This is a genomic window from Pseudoalteromonas sp. J2K-J979, assembly GCF_058169715.2.
The window spans coordinates 129,239-144,672 of record NZ_CM200282.1 but is presented as its reverse complement, the minus strand read 5'-3'; the positions used below and the strand labels follow the sequence as shown (position 1 = coordinate 144,672).

Genomic DNA, 15,434 nt, shown 5'->3' with positions numbered 1-15,434 from the left:
TCTATTAATAATATTTATTATATTAATTTAGCATAGTAAATCAGATTTACATTGTCCCTATATAAGGCTACATTTTTGGTGCAAAAATTGCTCACTGCTTATTGAGCGATTGATTTTATGGTTTTTTTAACCCAGTACGCACTACCTTGGTGCGAAAGAATAAATTTATGCACTGTCATGTTGCGTAAATAATCCTGTGGTTAAATGACACCAATCATTTTGCGGTTATTGTGCTTACATCAGCCTAGTGTGTTGTGGTATCAAATGGTTTTTGTAGCAAGGAATAAAGCTGTTTGTCTATTAGGAGCCTGACAATGTTAACTAAGCGTTTTTTCAAAACAAAAGCAGAAGCTGAAGTCACTTTTGAAATAAGTGCCTCAGATGCAAATAAAGTCGCCTTGGTGGCTGAGTTTAACGATTGGCAGCCTGTGCCAATGAAGTTTGTTAAAAAAGAAAAAGTCTATCGCACTAAAGTGCGCTTACCCCTTGAACAGCAATTTCATTTCCGCTACCTGATTAATGAAGAAACATGGGAAAATGACCAACAGGCTGACGCGTATTTGCCCAATTCATTTGGTAGCGAAAATAGTGTTGTCTCGACTGTGCAATGTTAAGTTGCAGGTTGAGATAATCTATGGACGTAATTGAACAATCATTATATTTACATGGTGTCGGCCTGAAGTATCATGGCTACAGCGGTGAAGAAATAACCTTTGAGCAACCACTCAGAGAAGCGGTCTTAAAAACTATGTTGCCCGAGGGATCAGTCCCTTTGGGGGAAATAAACCATCAGCTGGATGTTGCGCCTTGGTTTGAATTGGTGGAAAAAACGGTCTTTTGTTTACAAAATAAAGGCCTAGTGACAGTTAAGTTACCCCCACAATTTTTGGGTCAGACAATTTTATGGCAAGTGCTCGATCACGAGCAGCATCTCATCGCCTCTGGTGAAACATGTAGCACTGAAGAGACAATTTGTGGTGATTATGTTTATCAAGATCAGCGTTATACGGCCCATGAAGTTTATTTAGGTAATTTGCCTTTAGGCTATTTTGAATGTCGCGTGCAATGCCAAACTCAGCATGCGACTGCTCAATTAATCGTTTATCCATCGACTGCTTTTTGCCAACAAGTAAATAAATTATGGGGGTTGTCGTTACAGCTTTATAGCATTCGAACGCGCAGAAATTTGGGTATTGGAGATTTTCATGATCTGAAGCAAATTATCAGACAAGTGGCGTGCATGGGCGCTCAGTATATTTTACTCAATCCATTGCATGCGCTTTTTGATAATGATGTTGAGCGAGCAAGTCCGTACAGCCCTAATGACAGACTGTGTTTAAATCCACTCTACATCGATGTGCAAAGCTGTGAGGACTTTATTGATAATGACCAAGCACAAGCATTTTATACAGATCCACAGTTTCAGCACAGTTTACGGCAAGAGAAACAAGCCAATTACATCGACTATAAACAAGTTTTTGCCGCTAAAACAACGTTATTTAAGTTAATGTACAAACAGTTTGAGCTCAGCGGGAGTGATGAGCGTCAGCGTGCTTTTGACGCGTTTTGTCACACTCATAAAACGGCATTAAATCGCTATGCTTGTTGGCAAAGTGATAATTTGCCAGATCACGCGTATCAAAATCATCATTTCACATTTTACTTACAATGGCTCGCCTCTACCCAGCTTGAAGATGCTCAGCAATTATGCCAAGCACTTGGGATGAAAATTGGTTTGATCCGAGATTTGGCTGTCGGCTGCGCAGCTGATGGTAATGAAGCAATAAGCCAACCTGCTTTATTCAATCAAGGGGTGAGTATTGGTGCGCCACCCGATCCTTGGGCAGAACACGGGCAAAACTGGGGATTGCCGCCAATGGATCCTCAACAATTGAAAGCCAGTCAATATCAGCATTTCATTTCTTTAATGCGTGCCAATATGCGTCATTGTGGTGCATTAAGAATCGATCATGTAATGAGCTTACTGAGATTATGGTGGTGTTTATTAGCGGGGGAACACCAAGGAAAGGGTTGTTATGTCTATTACCCATTTGAGCAGTTGTTGGCGATTTTGAAGTTAGAAAGCCAACTAAACCAATGTGCAGTCATTGGGGAAGATTTAGGGATTGTGCCACCTGAAATTTCACAAGCACTCAGCGATGGCGAAGTTTATTCGAACATATTATTTTACTTCGAAAAAAATCATCAGGGGCAATTTACGCGTCGGGACGATTTAAAGGCGCATGCATTGTTGATGATAGCTAATCATGATGTGCCGACATTTCGTGCTTGGTGGCACAGTGATGACTTAACTTTACGTGCCCAACTCGGTTTATTTGATTCAGCTAGCTCCCAGGAACTCGCCGAAAAAACACGTCAGCAAGAACGACAACGGCTAATCGAGTGGTTACATTCAGAGCAGACAAATAGTGAATTGTCTTTAGATGATGATCATCTAGCAATCTACACTGCACTGGTTACCTTATTGGCGCAGTCGCCTGTAAAACTATTTACAATTCAGTTGGATGACTTAGATAATTGTGATTTACCTGTGAATATTCCGGGTACTGATAAAGAGTACCCAAACTGGCGCAGACGGTTACAACTCGACATCGACCAACTTTTAAGTAACAACCAACTTTTAGCATCATTGCCAAAGTTAAGGGATTTTAAATGAAAGAAGCAACGTTAGTCACTTCATCGGTCAAACCACCGCTATTTGCACAGCAAATAGAAGCATTATCGCAGGGGCTTTTTCATGATCCGTTTTCATTTTTAGGACCACATCAATTATCCGATGGTACGTATCAATTACGTGCTTATCTTCCCGGAGCAATCACCGTTTGTTATGTGGCTAAACAGCAACGGTTTGAATATACCCGAGTTGGAGGCAGTGCCTTATTTATACTCACCTTAGCGGCGACAGATTTTTCGACAGATTATCAATTGAGTATTGAGTATCCGCTTGCCACGTATGTGCAACCTGATGAATACAGCTTTAGCAGTACATTAGATTTACAAGCGATGTATTTATTTAATGAGGGCTCGCTTGAGCAAGCATATTTGCATCTAGGGGCACATTGGCACACAGGCAGCAACCATGTTGAAGGTGTGCGCTTTACGGTCTGGGCACCAAATGCACAAAGTGTCAGTGTAATTGGTGAGTTTAATGATTGGCAGGTGAGCCGGCACTTTATGCGTAAGCACCCCGCATCGGGTGTTTGGGAGATTTTTGTCCCTCAGTTACAAGCCGGACAAGCGTATAAATTTAGTCTGGTTACGGCTCAAGGGGATCGGTTAGAAAAAGCAGACCCTTTTGCTTTTGCTATGGAATTACCGCCACAAACAGCGTCGGTCATCCCAGACAAAGGGATGTTCAGTGCTAAAAAAACAGCTAAACAACATGTGCAAGAACAAGCGCGGAAACAGCAGCGAAATGCGATTGATGCGCCAATTAGTATTTATGAAGTGCATGCGGGTTCTTGGATGCGTGTTCCAGAAGAAAATAACCGTTATTTGAGTTATCAAGAGTTAGCACTGCAACTTGTGCCTTATGTGAAATCATTGGGATTTACCCACATACAATTAATGCCCATTAGCGAATTTCCATTTGATGGCTCTTGGGGCTATCAACCTGTGGGCTTGTTTGCTCCAACCAGTCGCTTTGGCACATTGAAGGATTTTTCGCATTTTGTTGATGCATGTCATAAAGAAAACATCGGTTTATTAATTGACTGGGTACCCGGACATTTTCCGAGTGATCCACATGGTTTAGCTAAATTTGACGGGTCACATTTATTTGAACATGCTGATAAACGTCAAGGTTATCATCCTGATTGGCATACTCATATTTATAATTATGACCGTGCCGAAGTACAAAGCTTTTTACTGTCGAATGCCATGTATTGGTACGATAATTTTGCAATTGATGGACTGCGGGTTGATGCGGTTGCGTCGATGTTATACCTCGATTACAGCCGTCAAGATGGTGAGTGGATCCCAAATCATCATGGAGGACGTGAGAATTTAGGGGCTATTGAAGTATTAAAACAAGTGAACCAACGCAGTTATCAGCGCCACCCGGGGATTATGATGGTTGCAGAAGAGTCGACCGCTTGGCCTGGTGTCACTCAATTCACTGAACATGGTGGTTTGGGCTTTGGTTATAAGTGGAATATGGGATGGATGAATGATTCACTTCATTATATGCAACGTGATCCGCTTTATAGAAAACATCATCATAATGAAATGACCTTTTCGTTAGTGTATGCGTTCAGCGAAAATTATGTGTTACCGCTGAGCCATGATGAAGTGGTGCATGGAAAAGGGTCATTAATTAATAAAATGCCAGGTGATGAATGGCAAAAATTTGCGAATTTACGTGCCTTTTATGCCTATATGTGGAGTCACCCAGGCAAGAAGTTGTTATTTATGGGAGGGGAGTTTGCGCAATATAATGAATGGGATCATGATTCATCTTTAGATTGGCACTTACTTGAGTTTGCCCCGCATAAAGGCATGCAACAGTTAATCGCGCGTTTAAATCGTATTTATCGTGCAACACCCGCTTTATATGAAAAAGATAATCACCCCAGTGGGTTTGCCTGGTTAGATGGTCAAAATAGCGAACAAAGTATCTTTAGTTTTATTCGGTATGGCAAACTCAGTCAATCACCAGTGATTGTGATCAGTAATATGACTCCTGCGAGCTATCAAACTTATCGCCTTGGTGTACCCGAACCTGGTAACTATCGCGTTTTGCTCGATACCGATGATGTGGATTTTGGCGGTTCAGGGTTTGCCCCAAGCTCTCTTTATAGAGCCGATAACGTGGCTTGGCAAGGGCATCAAAACAGTATAGAAATGGATATCTCTCCTTTGGCGACTGTTTACCTAATTAAGGAAGCTTAATGAGTAATGTGTTTGAATTTAGTGCGGGTAAGCCTTACCCCTTAGGCTCAACACTTTGTTCGCAAGGAGTTAATTTTGCGGTTTTTTCTGCTCATGCAACGCGAGTTGAATTGTGTTTATTTGACGCAAGTGGCCACAGTGAAATAGCTCGTTTACCTTTAGTCAAAGGCGAGCAGCATATTTGGCATGGCCTAGTTTGCGGTGCTAAAGCAGGCTTGTTATACGGTTATCGTGTCCATGGCCCTTACATGCCGGAGTTGGGACATCGTTTTAATCCGCAAAAATTATTGATTGATCCTTACGCCCGTTGTTTGCACGGGGAGTTCAATTGGTCAAACTTGCACTGTGTTGAGTTACCCGAACCGTTAGTTGAAAACTCGCTTGTCAGTGAGCTCGATAGTGCTTCTGATACGCCAAAATCTCAAGTGATTGAAATTAAACCTTACGATGGCATCAGGCCCGCGATCAGTTGGCAAGATACGGTAATTTATGAGTGCCATGTACGAGGAGCGACGATCCAGCACCCGCTCATTAGTTCGATTAATCGTGGCAAATTTTTAGGGCTTGCCGAGCCGGTATTTATTGAGCACCTTAAATCTTTAGGAGTGACCACGATTGAGTTACTACCTTGCCATTCATTTATTAGTGAACGATTTCTAGTCGATAAACAATTAAGTAATTATTGGGGTTACAACACCCTTAACTTTTTTACACCACACCGTGAATACCTTGTTGATAATGATGTAAGCGAATTTCAATCAATGGTCAAAACGCTACATCAACATAATATCGAAGTGATTATCGATGTCGTTTATAACCATACAGCTGAAGGAAATAGTTTTGGCCCGACCTTGAGTTATCGTGGGTTAGATAACAGCAACTATTACCGCCTTGATACACAAAACCCACGCAATTATATTAACGATACAGGGTGTGGCAATACCATTAATATTAATCACCCACGGGTGTTACAACTGATACTCGATAGTTTGCGTTACTGGGTACAAGTGATGGGGGTTGATGGCTTTCGGTTCGATTTGGCTCCAATTTTAGGCCGTCAATATTCAGGTTTTAAAACGCGTCATGCATTCTTTCAAGCCATAAACCAAGATCCTACTTTAAGTCAGGTCAAATTGATTGCTGAGCCTTGGGATATTGGCCCTGGAGGATACCAGTTGGGCGGCTTTCCAATTGCATGGCGAGAGTGGAACGATAAATACCGCGATACAATGCGTCGTTTTTGGCGTGGAGATGTGGGTTTATTACCTGAATTTGCTCAGCGTTTACATGGTTCTAATGACTTGTTTGAACATAATGGACGTGGCCCCAGTGCGAGTATCAATTTTATAACTGCTCATGATGGCTTTACTTTGGCCGATTTGGTCACTTATGAGAATAAACATAACCTTGATAATGGCGAAGCCAATAAAGATGGGCACAGTGAAAACTATTCTGCCAACTATGGGGAAGAGGGGCCGACAGACGATATTGATATTCTAGCGATGCGATTACAGCAACAAAAGAACTTATTGTTATCGCTTTTTCTATCTCAAGGTGTCCCTATGTTAGCAGCGGGTTCTGAAATGGGCCATAGCCAACGAGGTAACAACAATGCCTATTGCCAAGATAACGATATAAATTGGCTGACGTTTGAGCCAGACACACGTACTCATTCACTCAGTGTATTTATCAAGCAATTAATCAACATTCGCGAACGGTTTAGTGTCTATAAAAAACAAGACTTTTTGCATCATAACGATGTGGACTTTGCACTAACGTGGTTAAGTTTGCATGGTGAAGCGATGAAAGCGCAAGACTGGACCAATGAATTGAATCAGCAACTTGGTTATTTAATTGAACCACGTCCTCATCTTAAACAACAAGATGCATTACTGATTTTGTTTAATGCATCTAATGATACACAATTTTTTAACTTACCAGCACGAGAATCTATTCAATCTTGGCAGCTCTTGTGTACCACAACAGCTGCGAATGAAATACGTGCTGATTATACCTCATCTGACACAATCGCGGTCTCAGCCAAAAGCTGTTGGGTTTTGTCTGCTGTTATACAGGAACATGTCAATGGCACAATCTGAAAATAAAGTCTGCACAGTTAAGAGTTGGCAAGAAGGGCCACTTATTGATGAAAGCACACTGCAAGAAGATCTAACTCGTCACTTTTATTACACCCTAGGCAGGGATATGGTCGGTGAGTCTCGGTTATATCTTTACCATGCCCTAGCACTAACGATTAGAGATCGATTAGTCGAGCGTTGTCGCTCAACTCGTCAACAACGCCAATCAAGTCCAACCCGACAAGTGGCTTATTTGTCTCTTGAGTTTTTAATGGGCCGTGCATTAGGCAATGCAGTTTTAAACTTGGACTTGGAAGAAAATGTCCGACATGCAGTACAAGAATATTGCACCACTTTAGAAGAAGTCGCTGAGGTTGAACATGATGCTGGACTTGGGAATGGTGGCCTAGGCCGTTTAGCTGCTTGTTTTTTAGATAGCTGCGCCACATTGGGTTTACCGGTTATCGGCTATGGGATCCGTTACGAATACGGTATGTTTAATCAAAGTATTGAACATGGACATCAGGTAGAGCATCCTGATAACTGGTTGCGAGAAGGGCATCCGTGGGAAATAACGGCACCTGAAAATACCCGTAGAGTGAAGTTTTTCGGTCACGTTGAAGTCTATTTAGACAAACAAGGCCGTAAACATCACCAATGGGTGAATACGCAAGATGTGCTAGCCGTACCTTACGATGTACCAGTACCTGGGTATAAAAATGACGTCGTCAATACACTTAGGTTATGGAAGTCTGAAGCCACTGATGAATTTAATTTATCAGAGTTTAATGCAGGAAGTTATACCGAGGCGGTGGCTCGTAAAAATCTCGCTGAACAAATCACTATGGTGTTATACCCAAATGATTCTAGTGAAAACGGCAAAGAACTCAGGCTACGCCAGCAATACTTTTTATCATCGGCCAGTTTACAGGATTTGTTGGCAAATTGGGTCGCGACACATGGCGAAGATTTTAGTGAATTTGCTCAATATAACGTATTCCAATTAAACGATACGCATCCGAGTATTGCAGTGGCAGAGCTGATGCGCTTATTTGTTGATGAGTATGATTTAGATTGGAATACAGCTTGGACGCTCACCACGAAAACCATGGCTTACACAAACCATACTTTGTTACCTGAAGCGCTTGAAAAGTGGTCGGTGAGTTTGTTTTCGCGTCTGCTGCCGCGATTGCTCGAAATTATCTTTGAGATCAATGCACGTTTCTTAACCGAAGTCGCGTGCAAGTGGCCAGGAGACATGCAAAAGCAGCGCTCTATGTCCCTTATTGAAGAAGGTGAGCACCCTCAAGTTCGCATGGCGTATCTTGCTATCGTTGGTAGTTTCTCGGTAAATGGCGTGGCGGCGTTACATACAGAGCTATTAACTGGCGGGCTTTTTAATGAATTTTATCAATTATGGCCTGAGAAGTTTAACAATAAAACCAATGGCGTGACCCCACGTCGATGGTTATCGCACTGTAATCCAGAGCTGGCCAAATTGATCGGCTCAAAAATTGGTGATCAATGGGTCGCTAATTTTGCTGATATTGAAAAAATCAGACGTTATTACGATGATAAAAGTTTTCAAAAACAGTGGCTCAGTGTTAAACAAAGCAATAAACAAAAATTAGTCGACTTAGTCAAAGAAACCTGTGGCGTTGAGTTTGATATTTCGATGATGTTCGATGTACAAGTGAAACGGATCCACGAATATAAGCGTCAATTGTTGAACATTCTTCATGTCATTTATTTATATGAACGTGTTCGTAAGGGGGACACTGATAATCTCACCCCTCGATGTGTGTTACTAGGAGGAAAAGCGGCTCCGGGTTACTTTATGGCCAAGTTGATCATTAAATTATTTAATAATGTAGCTGAAGCAATCAATAATGACCCATTAGCCAAGCCTTACTTAAGAGTCGCCTTTTTACCTAATTATAATGTCAGTGCGATGGAAGTGATTTGCCCTGCGACCGATTTATCGGAGCAAATATCGACAACAGGCAAAGAAGCGTCAGGTACGGGCAATATGAAATTTATGATGAACGGCGCTATCACAATCGGTACTCTTGATGGAGCTAATATTGAAATTAGAGAAGCTGTTGGCGAAGAGAATTTCTTCTTATTTGGCGCCAAAAGTGATGAACTAGAAGCAATCCGTCGTGATTATAATCCAGCTGATATCATTGAATCGAATTCAGCGCTAAAAGAAGTCATGGCATTACTAGAAAGTGGTCATTTCAACTTGTTTGAACCTGGATTATTTCAACCTATTATTGATTCGATCCGAGATCCGCATGATCAATGGTTAGTCGCCTATGACTTTGAAAGCTATATTGAGGCGCAACACAAGGTCGAATTGGCTTACCAAGATAAAGAATATTGGACACGATTGAGTATTTTGAATACTGCCGCAAGCGGTGAATTTTCGAGTGATCGCACCATTTTACAATACAGCCAAGAAATCTGGCAATTAGCGCAACAGTAATAGTACTTATGGAGAAGTTTTTATGCCTAGTTATGCAAATCGTTATATTAGTAATTTAACGCGTGAAACCTATGCGCTGATTTTAGCCGGTGGTCGTGGTTCTCGTTTACATGAATTAACCGACTGGCGCGCTAAGCCCGCTGTGTATTTTGGTGGTAAATTCAGAATTATTGATTTTCCACTTTCTAACTGTATTAACTCTGGGATCCGCCGAGTTGGTATTGCCACACAATATAAATCCCACTCATTAATTCGTCATGTTAATCGAGCGTGGGGACACTTTAAAAAAGAATTAGGGGAATCAGTTGAGATTTTACCAGCTTCACAGCGGTATGGTGATGAATGGTATTGTGGGACTGCAGATGCGGTTTTTCAAAATATGGATATCATTCGGCATGAGTTACCCAAATACGTGATGATATTATCGGGTGATCATGTCTATCGAATGGACTATGGCGCGCTTCTGGCCAAGCACGTTGAAACCGGTGCGGATATGACTGTATGCTGTATTGAAGTACCTCGTGAAGAAGCGGCTGGCACATTTGGTGTTATGACCGTTGACGGTGATAACCGAGTAAAACGCTTTGATGAAAAACCTAAAGAGCCGTCATCAATACCGGGTAAGCCCGATCAGTGTTTAGCTTCGATGGGGAATTATGTATTTAATACCGAATTTTTGTTTGAGCAGCTAAAAAATGATGCTGAGCGTGAAGGTTCGGGGCGTGATTTTGGTCATGATATCATTCCTGCCATCATCGAAGAGCACAATGTATTTGCATTCCCATTTAGCGATCCGAGTCAACATGGTCAACCTTATTGGCGTGATGTAGGAACGTTGGACTCTTTTTGGGAAGCCAATATGGAATTAGTGACACCTGAACCACAGCTTGACTTATACGATGCATCGTGGCCAATCTGGACCTATCAAGAGCAACTCGCTCCGGCTAAGTTTGTATTTGATAACGATGAGCGTCGCGGGATGGCAGTGGACTCTACAGTATCAGGCGGCTGTATTATTTCTGGCTCTACGGTTCGTAAGTCTTTGTTATTTTCAAAGGTTCATGTTCACTCTTACTGTACAATTGAAGAAGCTGTATTGTTACCAGGGGTCATTGTTGGTCGTAATAGTCGGATCCGCCGCGCGATTATTGACCGAAACTGTGAAATACCGGCTGATATGTGCATTGGTTATGATGCAGAGCAAGATATTGCAAATGGTTTCAGAGTTTCTAAAAAAGGGATTGTACTGGTGACTCGTGATATGTTGACCGCATATGCAGCTAAAGTGAAACAAGCTGAGCAGTGTCACGTAACAGAACGCAAACAACCTGAAGTCATTTAACAAATAGGAAGCAGTAACCTAATGCATATATTAATGATAGCGTCCGAAAATGACGCTATTAAGGGAGCTAAAGTAGGTGGTGTGGCAGATGTTGTGCGTGATGCACCACGGGCATTAGTTAAACAAGGCCAGCTAGTTAGTGTTGTGATCCCTGATTATAATAACTTTAGTGATCATTATCGGCTTATTGCTAGCCAGTCGTTTACTGTTCCTTTTCAAGGATGCCAAGAAAAATTGGTGCTCAATGAGCTTGAAGTCGACGAGAGTGCAGTGAAACAGTATGTGCTTTGTCATCCGCTGTTTAATCAAGGTGGCGGGATCTATCTTAACGATAATGACAATCGTCCTTTTGCACGTGATGCCAGTAAATATGCGTTATTTAATGCCGCGGTGGCTGAAGCGTTAGCCTTACGAATTTTAGCTATCCCGGATGTATTACACTTGCATGATTGGCATAGTGCGGTGACTAGCGTATTGATTCATTTCAGCGAACGGTATCGAGCACTTAAGCAGATCAAACAAGTGTTTACAATTCATAATATTGCGTTACAAGGGATACGCCCTTTTTCTCATGATGAATCCTCGCTTGAAACTTGGTTTCCATCACTTAGCTATGATGGACAAGTTATTTGCGATCCGCGTTATCGACATTGTTTTAATCCGATGCGCGCGGCAATTAACTTAGCTGACAAAATACACGTAGTGTCCGATACCTATGCAAAAGAAATTTTGCAACCAAGTAATCACCAACAAGGGTATTTTGGTGGGGAAGGTTTAGAAGAGGATCTCATCCACGCTGCCCAGCAAGGGCGTTTAATTGGCATCATCAACGGGTGTGACTATGAGCAGCCTGTTCAAGACGCTTCAGACTTTGAGACGTTTTTGTCAGATGCACAACGGCATGCTTTACGTTGGCTCAGTAATGATATTCATTTAAAAACAGTCCATTATCTTGCTAACGAGCGGATCAACCAGTGGCGCGATTTGGGGAGTCAGACAGGCCCTTTAATTACATCTATTGGGCGTTTAACTGATCAAAAGGTCCTGCTATTACGCCAAAGCTATCATGGTCAATCTGTGCTGGATGACATGCTAAATGCGTTAGCGCTGGTCAATGGAAGAATGATCATTTTAGGCAGTGGTGACACACAAATTGAGCAAGAGTTCATGAAGCTGATGGGCCGGCATGAAAATATTGTATTTCTCAATGGTTATGGGCAATCTTTAAGTGATAGCTTATACCCTATTGGTGATTTATTCTTAATGCCTAGCTCATTTGAACCCTGTGGGATCAGTCAAATGCTCGCGCTTCGCGCGGGTCAACCTTGTTTAGTCAATTGTGTTGGCGGCCTTAAAGATACCATCAGGCACTTACAAAACGGCTTTGTATTTCACGGCGACTCACTGGATACACAAACAAAGCAACTCAAGACTGTTTTTAGTGATGCTTTAACGATGTTTGTTGAACAGCCTGAGGATTGGAAAAAATTAGTTGAACAAGCAAAAGCAACGCGGTTTAGTTGGTTTGACAGTGTTAAGGGATATATAAACCGTCTTTACTGCTAAACTATGGGCTCAAACGTAACTTTGAGCCCTCTTTTCATCGTATATCTCTTTTATATCGTGTTTTCCTTGTTATGCTCTGTAGTCATGAGTCACAAATTTTGGTTTGTTATGAAAAAATTAGGTCTTCTTTTATTATTCTTCATTGGACATGCATCGAACGCAACATCGGCATTAGTGGCTTCAAATGAACAGTTTAGTCGCAATTATATTGAACAAGCTTTGGTTCGCTATCAACAGGAGGCTGTTGTTGGGGTGTTAGTAAATGAACTGTGGGTCGTAACAACGGCGAGTATGGCGCAGTGCTTCACACCTCAATCAACTTTAGCGCTTGAACAGCAGACGATGGCAATTAAACAAATATATTTAGAGCCCGACTTTCAACATAAACGCGGTCATGATATTGCGCTAATTGAATTATCTGAGAAAAATAATCAACATACGCCGATTGTTCTACAGCAACGTAAAAAAGAACAATCTCTGGTTGCTTATCTCTATACCGGTGAAAAACAAATGGGCTCATCCGTTCAAAATCGTTATTATCAAGTTAACCAGCCTTTACTCATTGATGGCGGTTTATTGAAAGTGAACAACGATCAATCAGCGTCAGCCAAAGCTTTAGCCGACTCACAAGCATTGCGCTTGTTATTTACAGATGATCCTAAAGGAGCGCGACTTCTGGGTTTAACAAATTCACGCTTTGCAACGGAGCAAGATCCCGAATTTACCCGTATCGCGCATTACCACTCTTGGTTAAATCAAGTCATGCTTGGATCGGTATCTTATCGAAGCATTATTGCGACTGAGCTGTTCGCCGGTGGCAAAAGTATGGTGCCAGCAAGGGAAAATTGTACATTCGACTAATCCTCTCGCGTAAGTAAAATCAAAGAGCGAGTCAATGATAGTTCTTGGCGCTCAATATTTGGCAGTATGCTGGTTTTACAATACGGTTTTGTTCCATAAGTTTTGGTGTTTTGCATAGCTGAAATACTCGTGAGGTTGCCAGCACTGCGGGACAAGTTCCATTTCGTCCTGACGCTGTTCAAAATTAGACCAGAGCTGACTTAAAATTTCTTTTAGTCGCTCAGGTGATACTTTTTCAAGCTTTTTTCTATTGGCGGGATAATATAGATTCTGGCTGGCAGGGACCGTTGCATCATCCCCAGACGAAATAAAGGTCAGGTTACGGGTCACAATTCGGCAAATTGGCACGTGTGGATCTTCGGGAAATAAACGATTGACTATCGCATACTCGTAGCGAGGTAAGTCATAGCCGGTGTCATCCTTGGGGATATAAGTCACTCCAAACCCTTGCGGATAAATACCTGTGATTTTTAGCAGGGTATTGACAGCAATTTGACTGTGACTGCCGTGCTCGACACCTTTGTCGAGAATCAAAAAGGCTTTGGGTACTGTGGTGTAGGCGAAATTGAGTTTACTCGACATCACAATTGAGGTGTAAACCTGTGGAATTTTAATCACATTTCCAATGCCTTGCTGCGGATTTACAGCTTTGAGTAGTAAATCTTTAATAAAAATAATTTTTTGTTGCTCTAATTCATCGAACTCTGCTTTTTCTGCTTTTGAATTACCTATGTACTGATCGGCACCGAGACCCTCAATTAAAAAATTAATTGTTTGTTGATAATTTATTTTTAGTAACGCAATTCTGTCGTCATTATTCAGTGCGCGTAATTCATCTAGTTTGCCTTCAGGCCCTTTTAAAATGGCCAAAGACTCAGGATGAAAATTCCCAACATCAAGTAATATAGAGACCATCACAAGAGGGACTTGAATGCATTGTTTAAATTGATCACTGCCATGATTCAGCGAATGATTGTGACACTCAAGGACAAACTTATTTTTAATAAAGCCCTCAGCAAGTAATTGATCAAACAATTTTAAGCTTAAGACTGCGCGATAGAGGTGTTTACTGAGATGGTTATATCTGACCGCTTGTTTGGGTAAGGTTGGGACCAAAAGCAATTGTGCGCCTAAGCATTTGGCAAAGCGCGTATTAGTGTCAGTCAATGAATCTCCATAACATAAATCGATAATATTCAGTGCCACTTCTTTGATTTGGGATAGGCGTTGCAATCGTTGCTCATTCAGTTCTTTTTGTTGTGTTTTGAGAGCATGCTTAGCTTGTTTAACCTTGGCTTCGATGCTTGCAACAGGCTTTGCGGCTTGTTCTTTTTTACTGAGTGCTTCATTCAATACTTGCTGGCGCTGGTGGAGTTGCTCTGCAGTGTGCTCCTGAGCGCTGAAATAAGCAATGGCATGGTGATAGATTGAGTCTTCGAGCGAACTGGTATTGTGAATAGATGTTAAAATCTGTTTGAGAGTCTTAATATACGTTGATTCATTGAAAGCGTTTGATGCCATTGGGTTATTACCTTATTTTTATCACCGTAAAGCATAGACTAAGCTAGGCTGTCTCTCTATGTTAATTTTCTGCTATCGTTGACTCATACAGACACAGGATAATAAATGTTGAGCGAGTGCTTTGAGCACATCTGGATCAGGATGGCTTTGTGAGTAAGTCCGTAACCCATAAATTCCCATGGCAAAAAATTGTGCTAATTCACTAGCCGATTTATCAGAAGTGATTTCTTTATTTTCTATCGCAAGAGAAAACTGCGCAGTGAGCGCTTGTTGGTAGCTGTCTAAATTATCAGTGAGAACAGACATTATTTTGGGATCATGCCCAGATACTTCGCTCAGTGTCTTGGTTAATAAACACACTTTGGAACTATCACAGCGAGTGCATTGATCAACAATGTGATTTAAGTAAGTGGTGAGATTACCTATTACCTGGGTATTGTCAGTAAAAAAACTGAGGAACTCATCATTTTTATCTTGCTGGTACTGAGCAATCGCTTGCAAGAGCAACCCTTGTTTATTTCCAAATGCACAATAAATTGAACCGGGATGCAAACCCGTTGCGAGGGTCAGTTTCTGCATGCTAGTTTTAGCATAACCAAATTCCATGAAAGTTTTCATGGCATGTCTTAATACAGTTTGTTTATCAAATTCGGCATTTCGCATTGGT

General features: G+C 41.6%; 10 protein-coding genes. 8 read left to right on the top strand and 2 right to left on the bottom strand.

All coding sequences use genetic code 11. From position 1 onward, the window contains the following. The first annotated feature begins 314 nt into the window (after positions 1-314). The 8 genes from AC3KVK_RS17135 to AC3KVK_RS17100 all read left to right on the top strand — a co-directional run bounded on the left by AC3KVK_RS17135 (position 315) and on the right by AC3KVK_RS17100 (position 13,246). Positions 315-614: an isoamylase early set domain-containing protein gene (locus AC3KVK_RS17135; protein WP_490310444.1), complete on the top strand. Its 300-nt coding sequence runs from the start codon at positions 315-317 to the stop codon at positions 612-614. A 20-nt stretch (positions 615-634) separates the two neighbouring features. Then, positions 635-2,677 (top strand): 4-alpha-glucanotransferase, encoded by a 2,043-nt coding sequence (gene malQ / locus AC3KVK_RS17130; RefSeq protein ID WP_490310445.1) that lies wholly within the window; start codon positions 635-637, stop codon positions 2,675-2,677. Further along, positions 2,674-4,911 carry a 1,4-alpha-glucan branching protein GlgB gene (glgB, locus tag AC3KVK_RS17125; protein WP_490310446.1) on the top strand — a complete coding sequence of 746 codons (2,238 nt, stop codon included), beginning with the start codon at positions 2,674-2,676 and terminating at the stop codon, positions 4,909-4,911. Before malQ ends, glgB begins: the two co-directional genes overlap by 4 nt. Then, positions 4,911-7,010, top strand: a complete 2,100-nt coding sequence (gene glgX, locus AC3KVK_RS17120) for a glycogen debranching protein GlgX (RefSeq protein ID WP_490310447.1) — start codon at positions 4,911-4,913, stop codon at positions 7,008-7,010. The genes glgB and glgX overlap by 1 nt, the downstream gene beginning before the upstream one ends. Then, positions 6,997-9,477 (top strand): glycogen/starch/alpha-glucan phosphorylase, encoded by a 2,481-nt coding sequence (locus AC3KVK_RS17115; RefSeq protein ID WP_490310448.1) that lies wholly within the window; start codon positions 6,997-6,999, stop codon positions 9,475-9,477. The genes glgX and AC3KVK_RS17115 overlap by 14 nt, the downstream gene beginning before the upstream one ends. Positions 9,478-9,499: 22 nt before the next feature. Continuing rightward, entirely contained in the window at positions 9,500-10,819 is a 1,320-nt protein-coding gene (glgC, locus tag AC3KVK_RS17110; RefSeq protein WP_490310449.1) for a glucose-1-phosphate adenylyltransferase, read from the top strand. A gap of 21 nt (positions 10,820-10,840) precedes the next feature. Then, a complete protein-coding gene (locus AC3KVK_RS17105; RefSeq protein ID WP_490310450.1) occupies positions 10,841-12,385 on the top strand; it encodes a glycogen synthase in 1,545 nt (514 codons plus the stop codon). Between the two features lie 108 nt (positions 12,386-12,493). Then, positions 12,494-13,246 carry a trypsin-like serine protease gene (locus AC3KVK_RS17100; RefSeq protein ID WP_490310451.1) on the top strand — a complete coding sequence of 251 codons (753 nt, stop codon included), beginning with the start codon at positions 12,494-12,496 and terminating at the stop codon, positions 13,244-13,246. Positions 13,247-13,321: 75 nt separating this feature from the next. Here AC3KVK_RS17100 and AC3KVK_RS17095 read toward each other — a convergent pair whose 3' ends face one another. After that, on the bottom strand, positions 13,322-14,767 hold the full coding sequence (locus AC3KVK_RS17095) for a hypothetical protein (RefSeq protein WP_490310452.1): 1,446 nt from the start codon (positions 14,765-14,767) through the stop codon (positions 13,322-13,324). Positions 14,768-14,839: 72 nt separating this feature from the next. After that, the gene (locus AC3KVK_RS17090) at positions 14,840-15,430 is read right to left on the bottom strand and encodes a TetR/AcrR family transcriptional regulator (RefSeq protein ID WP_490310453.1); all 591 of its coding nucleotides are present in this window, start codon (positions 15,428-15,430) and stop codon (positions 14,840-14,842) included. Positions 15,431-15,434 lie beyond the last annotated feature (4 nt).